Consider the following 13,019-nt stretch of genomic DNA (forward strand, 5'->3'; position numbering starts at 1 on the left):
ATGCTGCAAGCCAAAAACATTCATCAGTATTACAGCGGCTCGCACATCCTGCGCGATGTCAGCGCTAGCGCCAGCGCCGGCCGCATCACCGTGCTACTCGGGCGCAATGGCGTGGGCAAGACGACCTTGCTGAAGTCGCTGATGGGCCTGGTGCCGATCAAGAGCGGCGAAGTGCTGTTCGACGGGCGCAACATCACCAAGCTGGCACCCTACGAGCGCGCCCGCGCCGGCATCGGCTATGTGCCGCAGGGCCGCGAGATTTTTGCCCGGCTGACGGTGGAAGAAAACCTGCGCATGGGTCTGGCCACGCTGCCCGGGGGCACGCCGATTCCGCCGCAGCTGTTCGAGCTGTTCCCTGTGCTCAAGCAAATGTTGCACCGGCGCGGCGGCGATCTGTCGGGTGGACAGCAGCAGCAACTCGCGATTGCTCGTGCGCTGGCGGCCGGCCCGAAGTTGCTGATCCTGGATGAGCCGACCGAAGGCATACAGCCCAATATCATCAAAGACATTGGCCGCATCATTCGCCAGCTGGCCGACCAGGGCTTGAACGGTCAGCGCATGGCGGTGCTGCTGTGCGAGCAGTATTACGACTTTGCCGAAGAGCTGGCCGACGACTACCTGGTGCTGGAGCGCGGCGCGGTGATCTCACAAGGCACACGCAGCGAAATGGTAGCCAAGGGCGTGCGGCAGATCGTGTCGATTTAACTCTGCGCTTAGGACTACATCGCCGATAGGCGTGACAGGGTGGCCGGCGTTGCCTGCGGCGCGGAGCTTCGCGCCCACGATGCACATTTTCAAGCCGCCGCTTGGGCTAATGCGCGATCTGCCGGGCGGCCTACCTTGTCCTGTTCGCCTCCAGGGTAGGCGGCACGCGGCGGCGCAACGCCGCAAGACCTTAACGGGAACATCCCAAGCGGGCCCGACTACAACGCGAGCCTATCCGGCGTCACTGATAAAATCGCGCTGCGCTGTTGGGGTGAGATCGCGGAGCAAACACGATAGATTTGTGTAGAGAACTGTGTATCGGCTCAAAATCCGGCATAGAAGATTCTTGTAAATCAAAGACTTGCGGCTCATTTCGCGCGGCAAGTGCGGAACATTGAATAAAAAGAAGGTCGATTGAGCATGGAATATCCAGGCAATTTATTCGTCGTCGCCGCGCCCAGTGGCGCCGGCAAGTCCAGCTTGGTCAAGGCCTTGCTGGAACTCGACGCCAAACTAGGCGTATCGATCTCCCACACCTCACGCGCACCGCGCGGCCAAGAACAACATGGCCGCGAATACTGGTTCACCAGCATCGAAGAATTTCACGCAATGGCAGAGCGCGGCGAGTTTTTCGAATGGGCCGAGGTGCATGGCAATCTCTACGGCACCTCGCGCGCAGCCATCGAAGAGCGCATGGCCCATGGCGATGATGTGGTGCTGGAGATCGACTTTCAGGGCGCGCTGCAGATCAAGCAGTTGTTCCCTTATGCCGTCTTGGTGTTCATCTTGCCGCCAAGCTGGGAAGAGCTAGAGCAGCGCCTGAACCGGCGCGGCGATACCGACCCCGATGTGATCGCGCGGCGGATGGCGAACGCACGTATCGAGGTGGCGCAAGCCCATAAATTCGATTTTGTGGTGGTAAATGCCGTCTTTGACACCGCTGTTTTCGATTTGAAGGCGATTGTTCACGCGCAGCGGTTAAAATACGCGGCTCAGCGCAGAAACCGGTCCGCCGTTTTCCAGGCGCTCGATCTGCCCTAGTTTTTCACCGAACATCTGTACTGGAACCCAAAATGGCCCGCATCACTGTTGAAGACTGCCTGACCAAGATCCCTAACCGCTTCCAGTTGGTGCTCGCCGCGACCTACCGCGCTCGCATGTTGAGCCAAGGCCACACGCCAAAAATCGAGAGCAAGAACAAGCCAGGCGTGACCGCTCTGCGCGAAATTGCTGCCGGCGAAGTTGGCATCGAAATGTTGCGCAAGGTGCCGGTCTAAACACCACATCGCAGCCAATAGCTTGTCCTAGCGGGCGCCTTCGGGCGCCCGTTGTCGTTTCCAGACCCCGCTTGGCTTTGTTTCGGCAAACCGCGTGGCCGTTGATGCGTTAAATTAGGCGCATGGGTTTTCGATCATTTGCTGCCTCCCGCTTGCCTGCGGCCCTCTCCGGTCTGCCGGGCCTGCGCACGCCCGCCGAACCGACTGCTGCCGAAGCGGCCTCTTTCGACGCGCTGCTGCATCGCCTGAACTATTTGCCCAAGGCCGATATCAAACGTGTGCGCGAAGCCTATAAATTCGCCGATGAGGCGCATTTGGGTCAGTTCCGCGCCAGCGGCGAGCCCTACATCACCCACCCGATCGCGGTGGCCGGCATTTGCGCCGAATGGCGGCTCGACGCGCAGGCCATCATGGCGGCGCTGATGCATGACGCGATGGAAGATTGCGGCGTCACCAAGACCGAGTTGATCGAGCGCTTCGAAGCACCCACGGCGGAACTGGTAGACGGGCTGACAAAACTGGACAAGCTGCAGTTCTCGACCAAGGAAGAATCGCAGGCCGAGAGCTTCCGCAAAATGCTGCTGGCGATGGCCCGCGACGTGCGGGTGATCCTGATCAAGCTGGCCGACCGTCTGCACAATATGCGCACGATGGAAGCGATGGCCGCCATCAAGCGACGCCGCATCGCCCGCGAAACGCTGGACATTTACGCCCCGATTGCGCACCGCCTGGGTCTGAATCAGATTTACCGCGAGTTGCAAGACCTGTCCTTCCAGCATATCAACCCTTGGCGCCATGCCGCCTTGAGCAAGGCCATCTCCAGGGCGCGCGGCAATCGGCGCGATCTGGTGTCGCGGATTGAAAAGGATGTGCTGAAGGCCTTTGAGGGCTCGCAATACAAGGCCGAGATCGACGGGCGCGAGAAGACCATCTACTCGATCTACAAAAAGATGAAGGACAAGCACCTGAGCTTCGCCCAGGTCAGCGATATTTTCGGTTTTCGGGTCGTCGTGGCCGACCTGCCCCACTGCTACTTGAGCCTGGGCGTGCTGCATCAGCTCTACAAGCCGCAGCCCGGCCGCTTCAAGGACTACATCGCCATCCCCAAGCCGAACGGCTATCAGTCGCTGCACACCACGCTGGTGAGCCCGCTGGGCACGCCGGTGGAGTTCCAGATTCGCACCGAGGCCATGCATATGGTGGCCGAAAAAGGCGTCGCCGCGCATTGGCTCTACAAGGATTCGGGCGGCGCCCACAGCGCGCAGCAAATGGGCGCCCGCTGGCTGCAGTCGCTGATCGAAATTCAGGACGAAACTCGCGACGCTAACGAGTTCCTTGAGCATGTCAAGATCGACCTGTTCCCCGACGCGGTCTACGTCTTCACGCCCAAATCCAAGATCATGGCCCTGCCCAAGGGCGCCACGCCGGTGGACTTTGCCTACGCGATCCACTCCGACGTGGGTGACCATTGCGTCGCGGCGCAGATCAACGGCGAAGCGGTACCGCTACGGACCGAATTGCGCAGCGGTGATGTGATCGAAATCGTCACCGCCGCCGGCGCCCGCCCCAACCCGGCTTGGCTGAGCTTTGTGCGCACCGGCCGCGCCCGCTCGAAGATTCGCCACTTTCTCAAGAATCTGGAGCAAGACGAGTCCCGCGATCTGGGCGAGAAGATGCTCTCGCAGGCACTGCGCGCCGAAGGCCTGGCCCTGCCCAGCCTGGATGACGAAGACAGCACCGCCGCGCATCAATGGCTGCAACTGGCCCGCTGGGCCGGCAATCGCCATGTTGACGAGTTGCTGGTCGAGATCGGCCTGGGTCGCAAGATCGCCACCATCGTGGCCAAAAAACTGGCGCGCATTCTGGCCGAACAAGGCCAACGCCCCGACGCGGTGATGCTCAGCATGGGCCGCTTTGCAACCGATGATGCACCGGCACAGGGTCAGGTCACGCTGGACGGCAGCGAGGGCGCCTCGGTGCGTCTGGCCAGCTGCTGCCGGCCTATTCCTGGCGATGAAGTCAAGGGTTATCTGGGGCGCGGCGAGGGCCTGCTGGTGCATACCGCCGATTGCCAAGTCGGCCGCAAGCTCTTTGCCCGCGACAGCGAGCATTGGATCGCGGTGCATTGGGCCGAGGAACTCACCCGCCCCTTTGAGGCCGCCGTTTCATTGCTGCTGAACAATGGCAAGGGCGTGCTGGCGCAGGTGGCCGCCGCCGTCAGCGCGGCCGAGGCCGATATCACCCATATCCTGATGAGCGATGAGTCGCAACAGCGTGAGACCGCCGAGATGAATTTGCTGCTGTCGGTGCGCGACCGTCTGCACCTCGCCGATGTGTTGCGCACCCTGAAACGCTCGCCCGCCGTGTTGCGGGTTTGGCGGGTCAAGCCTTAGTCTATTGCAGCAGCTTTAGGTGCCGGATAGCGCACCTCCAGCACCTCGATTTGCTCAAGCCCGCCTGGCGTCATCAATTGCAGCTCATCGCCTTCGCGCGCCTTCAGCAAGACCCGCGCTATCGGCGCAATCCAACTGACCTCTCCGGCCAAGCTATTCGATTCATCGATGCCCTTGATGGTGATGGTGCGCTCTTCCCCTTTGGCGTTTGAGTAGGTCACGGTCGCGCCAAAAAAGACCTGGTCCTTGCCATAGTGGATGCTGGGGTCGGCTACCTCGGCAATGTCCAGGCGCTTGGTCAAGAAGCGCAAGCGTCTATCGATCTCCCGCAGGCGCTTCTTGCCGTACAAATAATCGCCATTCTCCGAACGATCGCCGTTCTTGGCCGCCCAGGAGACGATCTCGACGATCTTCGGTCGCTCCTCGTCCAGCAGCGTCATGAACTCCGCCCGCATGCAGGCATAGCCCTCGGGCGTCATGTAGTTGCGCGTTCCCTGCGGCAAGGCCGGCAATGCGCCCTCTTCCTCATCGTCTTGGGAGTCGCTTTCTTTGGTGAATGCCTTGTTCATGCGTGTATTGTGGCGGCAAGCCAAAACTAAAGTGAGCAGGTTCAAACCATGAGCAATCCAACCGCCGGCGGCCCGCTGCAGGGCCTGCGCGTGATCGAGATGGCGGGCATCGGTCCGGCGCCGTTTTGCGGCATGTTGCTGGCCGATATGGGCGCCGATGTGATCGTGATCGAGCGACCCGCCTCGCTACGGGTGCTGAACACCGGCACGGCCATGAACCGCGGCAAACGCTCGATCTGCCTGGACCTGAAGACAGAGTCTGGCCTGCGGGCGGCCATCGCCTTGATAAACAGCGCCAGCGCCTTGATCGAAGGCTATCGGCCCGGGGTGATGGAAAGCCTGGGCTTGGCGCCGGCAAATTTTGCAGCCAGCAATCCAAAATTGGTGTTCGGGCGCGTCACCGGCTGGGGTCAAACGGGGCCACTCGCCCAAGCGGCGGGCCACGACATCAACTATGTCGCCTTGACCGGTATCGCCTCCATTGCCGGCCGCGCGGGCATGGCGCCTAGCCTGCCGGCCACCATCATCGGTGATATGGCCGGCGGCGCGATGTTTCTCGCCTTCGGCTTGCTCTGCGCCATCCTTGAGGCGCAGAGCAGCGGTCAAGGCCAAGTTGTGGACGCGGCAATGATAGACGGCGTCGGCACCCTCAGCGCCTTGATTCACTCGATGCGGGGCAGCGGCATGTGGCCCGAGGCGCCGGCCAGAAACCTCTTTCTGCACGAGTCACCCTTTTACGATAGCTTCGAATGTGCTGACGGTCGGCATGTCACCCTCGGCGCCATCGAACCGCAGTTTTACAGTGAACTGCTACGGCGTTTGGAGCTGACCGACATAGACCCGGCCCAGCAATTCGACACCGAGCGCTGGCCGGCCTTGCGTGCGCGCGTGGCGGCCCGCATCAAGAGCAAGTCACGCGATGAATGGTCGGCACTGCTGGAAGGATCCGACGCCTGCTTTGCACCGGTATTGACGTTTGCCGAGGCCGCGACGCACCCTCACCAACGGGCCCGCGGCAATTTCCACGAAGTCGACGGGCATTTGCAGCCGGCGCCCGCTCCGCGCTTCTCGCGCAGCCAAGTTCGAAATCCCCAAACAGGCCCCACCCCAGGGCAACACAGCATGGAGATACTGATTGAACTTGGCCTCGCCCAGCCCAAGCCGAGCTGACCCATTCGGAAAATAAAAAGGGCCGGTGATTTCTCACTGGCCCTGTTCATTTCTTATAGTTTTGGTGCGGCTGGCAGGATTCGAACCCACGACCCCTTGGTTCGTAGCCAAGTACTCTATCCAACTGAGCTACAGCCGCTCCAAGCCCTCTACTATAGCATCGAATTTACAATCAACGCAAGGTAATTTTGATATTCTTCAATTTCCCTCGCGACGTTAAATTATCCGGCACAATTGAAAAAGGACCGGCGATTTCTCACTGGTCCTTTTTACTTTCTTTTTAGCGTTCTTATTTTTTTTGGTGCGGCTGGCAGGATTCGAACCCACGACCCCTTGGTTCGTAGCCAAGTACTCTATCCAACTGAGCTACAGCCGCCAAGCCTTGCACTATAGCATGGTTTTTACATGCTTAGCAAGAAGTTCGTCACATCGCTGTCTTACTGAACCAAGGCTGCGGCCTCATGGCAGCGCGCCCGGCGCTCTTGGTTGCCGTCTTCATGGGCCATTTGAGCCAACATCAGCCAACTCCGGCGACGGGCCGCAGCCGGCATCGAATGGTCGTCGCAGACCTGCTCCAACATCATCCGTGCCTTGCCCCAGAGCTGCCGTTCGGCCAGCGCGGCGCCCAGTGCATAGGCCAGGTATTTGTCACGCGGAAAACGCTGCACGGCCGACTCCAGACGTTGCAACCACTCCGGCCCCAGGCCCGGCAAGACCGGCACCAAGGCCTCGGCCAGCACCGCCCGGTCATCTACGGCCAAGTCACCAATATCGTCCCAAAATGGCCGCAACCAACCGCGCCCATCTTCCGGCGCACCCAGCACCGCGGCGCGCTGAGCAGCACGTGCCGCCACCACCACATCACGCCGGTCCACATTGTCGAGTTGCTGCCAGACCGAACGCAGTTGATCCGCATCGCGGGCGCCGTCCAAGGCCTCAAATGCCAAGGAACGCAACAGCCCTTGCGCGGCCACTTTCGAGAAGCCCTGATGCTTGGCCAACAACCTGGCGGTGCGCAAGGCTTCCAGCGCTTGCTTGGCCAGGCGCGTCGCCTGCAGCTTCAAACGCAGCGCCTGCGTACGGCGCGCAACGCCCGGATTCAAGTCGGCCAGCAATTCCAGCGCCCGGCCTGCATCGCGATCATCCAAAGCCCATTCGGCAGCCAGCAGCAAGCCCCCCTCCTCTTGTGGGCGCGTGGCTGAGTTTCCCTTGGACAAATTCAGCGCCAATAGCAATTGCTCATCCCGGCGGCGCCTGTCCTGCAAGCGATGCGCGCTGCTGGCCGCAAGCAAATGACCCAAAGCCATAAAGCCCGGGTCCTGCACCAATTCCGGCGTTTGCTGATGAATGATCAAGGCCCGTTGAGCGGCTTTTTGAGCGCGCCCATAGCGAGCGCCGAAGAACTCCGCCAATGACTCGCGCAGCGCCACTTGCGCCGTGCGCTCGCGCTGCGCCAGACGCCAGGCACGCGCCCGCTCGGGCAAGGTTGTCAAGGAATGCAAGGTCTGGATCGCGGTCACCAGCGCAAAGCAAGTGCCGACCAAGACCAGCAAGAACAGATTCAGCGAGACATCAAGCCGCCAACCGTTCCAGTAGAAGCTGGCCAGCCCGTCATTGCGACCCAGCACCAGCGCCGCGACCACGGCCACGGCAAACAGCAAGACCAACCAAATAATGGTGCGCATCGCCCTTGCTCCCCCTCAGCGCCCGGCCGCCGCGGCAGCCAGGGCCGCCAGCGTATCGTCGGGTCGGGGAACATTGACCTGGCGTGCCTGGCCCGCCACCTGCCTGATCAAATCATTGGCCACCACGACCTTGCGCGAATGCGAATCAAAGTAACGCGACAGCGCCTCTTGGGCATCCCGCAAATCGGCTTGCGCCGTATCGAACTGGCGACTTAGCAGCGCTAAACGAGCGTTGAGCAAGCGCAGTTTCAAGTTTTCCCGCAAGAAAAAGGCTTGATCCGGGGCCAGCAAAGCGGCCTCGGGATGGTCGATACGGGTGACCCTCAACAGCGTTCTGGCCTCACCCCAGACCAGCCCGGCGCCTTCGGTCAAACTGTTTTTGGCCTGCCACCACCAATGGGCCAGCATCCCGTCCGCCTGCTCCGGCGGCTTCGCTGCCGCCGAGCCAGGGCCTCGAGCATTTTTAGGCGGGCTTGCGAGCGACTTTTCCTCGCGGCCTTTGCCATCCGAAGATGGCTCGCCACTCGCCACCAAGGGCAACTCATCCAGCAAACGCACCACCTCATCGAGCTTGATCGTCAGCGTCGACATATCGACGACGCTGATCGCCTTGACCCGATCAAGGTCACGCACCACGGCCCGGCGCACGCCTTCCATGCGCGGCTGCTTGTAACGCAGCAGTCGCTCCTCGGCTTGCTTGAGCGTCGCGATCAAGGGTTCCGCACTGCCGGTGATGCTCGACTGCTGCAGCGCGACGCGAATCGAGGCCTCGATATCGCCGATCACGTTCTCGTCCCGCGAGCGTGACATCGATTGGATCAACTCCTCCAACTGTCCGCGTTGCAAGGCCACTTCGGCCAAGCGCGCATCCAGCATCGCCACCTTGGCGGCGGTGTCGCGGGTCAGGTCTTGCGACTGACGCGATGCCGCCCGGGCTTCACTGGCATCGGCCTGCACCGCGGCTTGGCGTCGCACCAATTCCTGCTCAAGCGCTTGCTGGCGACTCATGCTTTGCCAAGCCAAGCCAAGGCCGGCGAAGGACGTCAAGGCCAGAATCACGGCGCCTACAGGCAACCAGCCGGGCAAAGCGGCAATGGCATTCGCGGCCGGCACGGGACCAGCCTCATTAGGGGTTTGTTGGGTATCGCTCACAGTGAAAATGATTGTAGGGGCCGCTTCGGCATCGCAGCCAAGGCTTGGGCCACTGCCTGCGCATCCGGTCGCGCCAAAACCACATGCCCGACACCCAACTCGCGCGCCCGGGCTGCGATGCGCTCGTGCGTCGCGATGCAGCGTGCGGCGCGCCAGTCATGGCCGGCCGGCACCAGCGTTTGCAAATAGCCGATTGCTTCGGCGCTGCTGAAGAGCCAGACATGACGTTCGGGCTCAGCCAGCGCCTGGCTCAACAAGCCCTGCTCACCCGCCGTCAAACTCGGGCAGCGACGCTGGTAGACGCTGAAAAACTCGGGGCTTGCGCCCTGCTCGCGCAAGCGCTCGGCCAGCCATTCCCGGCCGCCATCGCCTCTGAGCATCAGCACGCGCCGCCCCGCCCAATCTCGCTCACGCAACAGCGGCCATAAATGTTCGGAATCCAGACTCTGCGAGTCGGCCGGCGGTTGCACGATCAGCGCCGCCGGCACCCCGGCCTGCGCCAAGGCGCGTGCGCTGCCTGGGCCCACGCAGGCGGCAAGCGTCTGCTCGGGCCAGCCGCTCCCGGCCGGCTGCTCGGCAAAGAAGTTGGCCACCGCATTCGGGCTGACGAACAGCGCGAGCGCCGCCGTCGGCAACAAGGCCCAAGCCGCTCTGGCTGCTTGCCCGTCGGTCGGCACGATCTCGATCAAGGGCAGGCTGCGCGCCTGTACCCCCAAGGCCGCCATCCGCGCCAGCCATTCCCCCGCCTGCTGCCTGGGGCGGGTCAGCAATAGCGTCGACTCAGATTCGCTCACAGCGAACTTTCAGACCTGCGGCAAATAAGCGGCGGCGCCCAAGTCTCGCAAGGCCTGCGCGGCCTGCTCGCCGAACTGCAAAGCCTGCTCGACCGTCTGTACCTTGGCCTGAATGGACGCCTTCAGCAGCGGGCGCTCGGCCCGCTCCGCGTCGCCCAAGGCAACGGCCAGATGCAAGTCGGCGCCTACCCAATGGGCATGCGCGGCCAGCGGCATGCTGCAGCTGCCGCCCAGGCTGCGCGACACCGCCCGCTCCGCCTGGGTCGCCAGCCAGGTGGGGGTATCGATCAGGCCGCTCAGGCTGGCCTTCAGCACCGCCGCATCGGCGCGCACTTCCAAGCCCAGCGCGCCTTGGCCCGCGCAGGGGATCATCTCCTCGACGCTGAAGCAGCAGCGGATACGTGACTCGAGGCCGAGCCGCTTGAGCCCGGCTGAAGCCAGCACGATCGCCGCATAGCCGCCCTCATCAAGCTTACGCAAACGGGTGTCCAGATTGCCGCGCAGGGGTTCGATCTGCAGATCGGGCCGCAAGGCCTTGAGCTGCACGACCCGGCGCAGGCTGGACGTGCCGACCACCGCGCCCTGCGGCAGCTCGGCCAAATTGGCGTAAAGATTGGAGACAAAGGCGTCGCGCGGATCTTCGCGCTCCAGGATCGCCACCAGCTCGAAGCCGTCCGGCAATTCCATCGGCACGTCCTTCAGGGAATGCACGGCCAGATGGGCGCGGCCCTCTTCCAGCGCGGTTTCCAGCTCCTTGACGAACAGCCCCTTGCCGCCTACTTTGGACAGGCTCCGGTCGAGAATCTGGTCCCCTCGGGTCGTCATGCCCAGCAAGTCGACCTGCAATTGCAGGCGCTGCTCCAGCAAGGCTTTGACATGTTCGGCCTGCCACAGGGCCAGGCGGCTTTCACGGGTGGCAATGATTACTTTTTCACTCATGGGCGAATGCTATCAGCCCGCCACCTTGCCCTCGGCGCCAACGCCGGGATCAAAGCGATAGCCGACCCCGTAAACCGCGCTGATGCAGTCTTGCGGCGGCTGCAGCGCTGCCAGCTTGCGGCGAATATTCTTCACATGGCTGTCGACCACGCGGTCGCTGACATCACGAAAGTCCTCGTGAATCAGGTCCAGCAAACGGCTGCGCTCGAACACCCGGCCGGCTTGCGACAGCAACAGCCGCAGCAACTTGAACTCCACCGGCGTCAGCTGCAAGACCTGACCCTGCCAGGCAATCCGCTGGCCCGCCTCGTCAAGCGAAAAACCGCCGATCACCATGGGTGCCGCGGCTTGCTGAGTCACGGGTGCCAGCCGGCCATCGGCACGGCGCAGCAGCGCCCGCACCCGCGCCACCACCTCACGCGGGCTGAAGGGCTTGCAGACATAGTCATCGGCGCCCAACTCCAGGCCCAGCAGCCGGTCCAGCTCATCGACGCGCGCGCTGATGATGACGATGGGCAGGTCGGAAAAGGCCCGCACGGCGCGGCAAAGCTCCAGGCCGTCCATACCCGGCAGCATCAGGTCCAGCAGCATCGCCGCCGGTTTGGCTTGGCTGCCGTCTTGCAGCCGCTGCAGCGCCAAGCGGCCATCGGCCAGCCATTCGCTGCCATAGCCGGCTGCGTTCAGGTAATCACACAGCACAGCGGCGAGCTTGGGCTCATCCTCAACCACCAGAACGCGCCGCGCTGTGTCCATCAGACCGGTCTCCTCAATTTTTGCGGCGGCTGCCTTGCCTGCAAAGGCAAAGCCAAGCTCAGCTTCAAACCGCCCAGGTCCGAAGGCAAGGCGACTAGCTTGCCCCCATGGCTGCGCGCAATCGCCTGCGCCACACCCAGCCCCAAGCCACTGCCGCCGGCTTGGCGGCTGCGCGATGCGTCCACGCGGTAGAGCGGCTCGAACAAATGGGCCAAGGCCTCGGCGGGCACGCCGGGCTTGCTGTCGTCGAGGCAAATTTCCAGACTATCGCCGTCAAGCCTGGCACTCAGTTTGAGCAGCCCCGGCGCATCGGTATAGCGCAGGCTGTTCTCGAGCAGATTGGCCAGCATCTGCGCGATGCGCTCACCGTCCCAATTGGCCAGCGGCAATTGCGCCGGCCAGTCGGCCTGCAGCGCCAAGCCCGCAACCTGCGCACGCGAGCGGATGCGCGCCAAGGCCTCGGCCAACAAGGCCGTCAGCTCGGTCGGCGTGAAATTGCAGGGCAGCTCCTGCAGCTCGGAGATCGCCAGGGTGTGAAAGTCCTCGGTCAAACGACTCAGGCGCTGCACCTCGTCTTGCAGCGAGCCCAGCGCCTCTTTTTCGAGCGGGCGAACACCGTCCTGCAGCGCCTCCAGCTCGGCGCGCAAGACCGCCAGCGGGGTGCGCAACTCATGCGAAAGCTCGGCGATCCAGCGCCGCCGGCTCGATTCCAGCCGCGCCAGCGCCTCGGCCATGGCGTTGATGTCGTCGGTCAGCGCACCCAGTTCGTCATCGCCTTGCTTGGCGATACGCACCTTCAACTCGCCGCGCGCAATCCGCCGCGTGGCGGCCTGCGCTTGCTGCAGCGGCCGCACCCAGCGCGCCGCCAACACGCGCGCGGCCAACAAGGCCAGCGCAATCACCAGCAAGGCCATGCCGCCCAAGCCCCAATACTGACGGCGCAAAAAGCTCGCGTCCACACCCTGCGCCGGGCCGGCCCGTTCGGCCAGACGCAAGATCAAGACGGTTTGGCCATCTAGCTTGAGCGCGCGTTGCTGCCCAGGCAGGCGGGCCACCTCGGGATGGCCGGCCAAGGCGCGCTCGCCATTGGCGTCCAAGAGCACGATGCGGGGGGCGAAGAAATTGGGGTCGCCCGGCGGTCTGGGAGGCCGAGGCGGCGGCCCGTCATGCCTGGGGCCAAAACGAGGCGGAGGTGGCGGCCGCGCGTCATCGGGCGGCGGCCCCTCACCTTGCCCACCGCGCTGCTCCAGGCTGCCGTCCAGCCATTGCCGCAGCACCGGCTGCCAGCGCTCGGGCAACACACCGTCGCGCGAGCGGCGCTGACTCAGGTCTTGCTCGGCCAAGACCATCAGCCGGTCCAACATTTGCCCGTCCTGGGCGCGCAGATAGTCGCTGAAACCGGCGCGCAAATTCCAGGCCACCACGCCGGCCATGGCCAGCACGGCCAGCGCCGTGCTGACCAGCACCAGCAGTGAGAGTTGATGGACAAGGCGAAAGTTCAAGACAGCGGGCTCGCAAGAAGTTGGACTCCATCTTACGCAGACATCGGCTTACAACTATGGAGCGCCTCTCCACAATTCCT

12 protein-coding genes and 2 tRNA genes are annotated in these 13,019 nt (G+C 63.1%); 5 read left to right on the forward strand and 9 right to left on the reverse strand.

From position 1 onward, the window contains the following. The 4 genes from urtE to LNV07_RS15100 all read left to right on the forward strand — a co-directional run bounded on the left by urtE (position 1) and on the right by LNV07_RS15100 (position 4,375). The gene (gene urtE / locus LNV07_RS15085; RefSeq protein WP_263571983.1) at positions 1-705 is read left to right on the forward strand and encodes an urea ABC transporter ATP-binding subunit UrtE; all 705 of its coding nucleotides are present in this window, start codon (positions 1-3) and stop codon (positions 703-705) included. A gap of 420 nt (positions 706-1,125) precedes the next feature. Continuing rightward, the gene (gmk, locus tag LNV07_RS15090) at positions 1,126-1,746 is read left to right on the forward strand and encodes a guanylate kinase (protein WP_263571984.1); all 621 of its coding nucleotides are present in this window, start codon (positions 1,126-1,128) and stop codon (positions 1,744-1,746) included. Between the two features lie 32 nt (positions 1,747-1,778). Then, positions 1,779-1,982, forward strand: coding sequence for a DNA-directed RNA polymerase subunit omega (gene rpoZ / locus LNV07_RS15095; protein WP_124452325.1), 204 nt, complete (start codon positions 1,779-1,781; stop codon positions 1,980-1,982). A gap of 122 nt (positions 1,983-2,104) precedes the next feature. Beyond that, positions 2,105-4,375 (forward strand): RelA/SpoT family protein, encoded by a 2,271-nt coding sequence (locus LNV07_RS15100; protein WP_263571985.1) that lies wholly within the window; start codon positions 2,105-2,107, stop codon positions 4,373-4,375. Here the strand turns inward: LNV07_RS15100 and greB are convergent. Continuing rightward, positions 4,372-4,944 (reverse strand): transcription elongation factor GreB, encoded by a 573-nt coding sequence (gene greB, locus LNV07_RS15105; RefSeq protein ID WP_263571986.1) that lies wholly within the window; start codon positions 4,942-4,944, stop codon positions 4,372-4,374. The genes LNV07_RS15100 and greB overlap by 4 nt on opposite strands. 48 nt (positions 4,945-4,992) lie before the next feature. Between greB and LNV07_RS15110 the strand changes: the two genes are divergently transcribed. Beyond that, positions 4,993-6,114 carry a CaiB/BaiF CoA transferase family protein gene (locus tag LNV07_RS15110; RefSeq protein ID WP_263571987.1) on the forward strand — a complete coding sequence of 374 codons (1,122 nt, stop codon included), beginning with the start codon at positions 4,993-4,995 and terminating at the stop codon, positions 6,112-6,114. Positions 6,115-6,176: 62 nt separating this feature from the next. Here the strand turns inward: LNV07_RS15110 and LNV07_RS15115 are convergent. From LNV07_RS15115 to LNV07_RS15150, 8 genes are all read right to left on the reverse strand, one after another. Beyond that, positions 6,177-6,253, reverse strand: a tRNA-Arg gene (locus LNV07_RS15115). A gap of 160 nt (positions 6,254-6,413) precedes the next feature. Then, positions 6,414-6,490 (reverse strand) — tRNA-Arg (locus LNV07_RS15120). Positions 6,491-6,551: 61 nt separating this feature from the next. Beyond that, on the reverse strand, positions 6,552-7,799 hold the full coding sequence (locus tag LNV07_RS15125) for a heme biosynthesis HemY N-terminal domain-containing protein (protein WP_263571988.1): 1,248 nt from the start codon (positions 7,797-7,799) through the stop codon (positions 6,552-6,554). A 15-nt stretch (positions 7,800-7,814) separates the two neighbouring features. Next, positions 7,815-8,912, reverse strand: coding sequence for a uroporphyrinogen-III C-methyltransferase (locus LNV07_RS15130; RefSeq protein ID WP_263571989.1), 1,098 nt, complete (start codon positions 8,910-8,912; stop codon positions 7,815-7,817). Between the two features lie 35 nt (positions 8,913-8,947). Next, a complete protein-coding gene (locus LNV07_RS15135; protein WP_263571990.1) occupies positions 8,948-9,745 on the reverse strand; it encodes a uroporphyrinogen-III synthase in 798 nt (265 codons plus the stop codon). 9 nt (positions 9,746-9,754) lie between these two features. Next, positions 9,755-10,684 (reverse strand): hydroxymethylbilane synthase, encoded by a 930-nt coding sequence (gene hemC / locus LNV07_RS15140; RefSeq protein ID WP_263571991.1) that lies wholly within the window; start codon positions 10,682-10,684, stop codon positions 9,755-9,757. 12 nt (positions 10,685-10,696) lie between these two features. Further along, positions 10,697-11,437 (reverse strand): response regulator, encoded by a 741-nt coding sequence (locus tag LNV07_RS15145; RefSeq protein ID WP_263571992.1) that lies wholly within the window; start codon positions 11,435-11,437, stop codon positions 10,697-10,699. Beyond that, the gene (locus LNV07_RS15150; RefSeq protein ID WP_263571993.1) at positions 11,437-12,939 is read right to left on the reverse strand and encodes an ATP-binding protein; all 1,503 of its coding nucleotides are present in this window, start codon (positions 12,937-12,939) and stop codon (positions 11,437-11,439) included. Before LNV07_RS15150 ends, LNV07_RS15145 begins: the two co-directional genes overlap by 1 nt. Positions 12,940-13,019 lie beyond the last annotated feature (80 nt).

It is taken from the genome of Roseateles oligotrophus (genome assembly GCF_025717515.1).
Taxonomy (GTDB): domain Bacteria; phylum Pseudomonadota; class Gammaproteobacteria; order Burkholderiales; family Burkholderiaceae_C; genus Paucibacter_A; species Paucibacter_A oligotrophus.

Bases quoted from the DNA above. Each gene is read 5' to 3' on its own strand.
- gmk (WP_263571984.1), top strand. From the start codon at position 1,126: ATGGAATATCCAGGCAATTTATTCGTCGTCGCCGCGCCCAGTGGCGCC.
- hemC (WP_263571991.1), bottom strand. From the start codon at position 10,684: ATGAGTGAAAAAGTAATCATTGCCACCCGTGAAAGCCGCCTGGCCCTG.
- urtE (WP_263571983.1), top strand. From the start codon at position 1: ATGCTGCAAGCCAAAAACATTCATCAGTATTACAGCGGCTCGCACATC.
- LNV07_RS15125 (WP_263571988.1), bottom strand. From the start codon at position 7,799: ATGCGCACCATTATTTGGTTGGTCTTGCTGTTTGCCGTGGCCGTGGTC.
- LNV07_RS15110 (WP_263571987.1), top strand. From the start codon at position 4,993: ATGAGCAATCCAACCGCCGGCGGCCCGCTGCAGGGCCTGCGCGTGATC.
- LNV07_RS15100 (WP_263571985.1), top strand. From the start codon at position 2,105: ATGGGTTTTCGATCATTTGCTGCCTCCCGCTTGCCTGCGGCCCTCTCC.
- LNV07_RS15145 (WP_263571992.1), bottom strand. From the start codon at position 11,437: ATGGACACAGCGCGGCGCGTTCTGGTGGTTGAGGATGAGCCCAAGCTC.
- rpoZ (WP_124452325.1), top strand. From the start codon at position 1,779: ATGGCCCGCATCACTGTTGAAGACTGCCTGACCAAGATCCCTAACCGC.
- greB (WP_263571986.1), bottom strand. From the start codon at position 4,944: ATGAACAAGGCATTCACCAAAGAAAGCGACTCCCAAGACGATGAGGAA.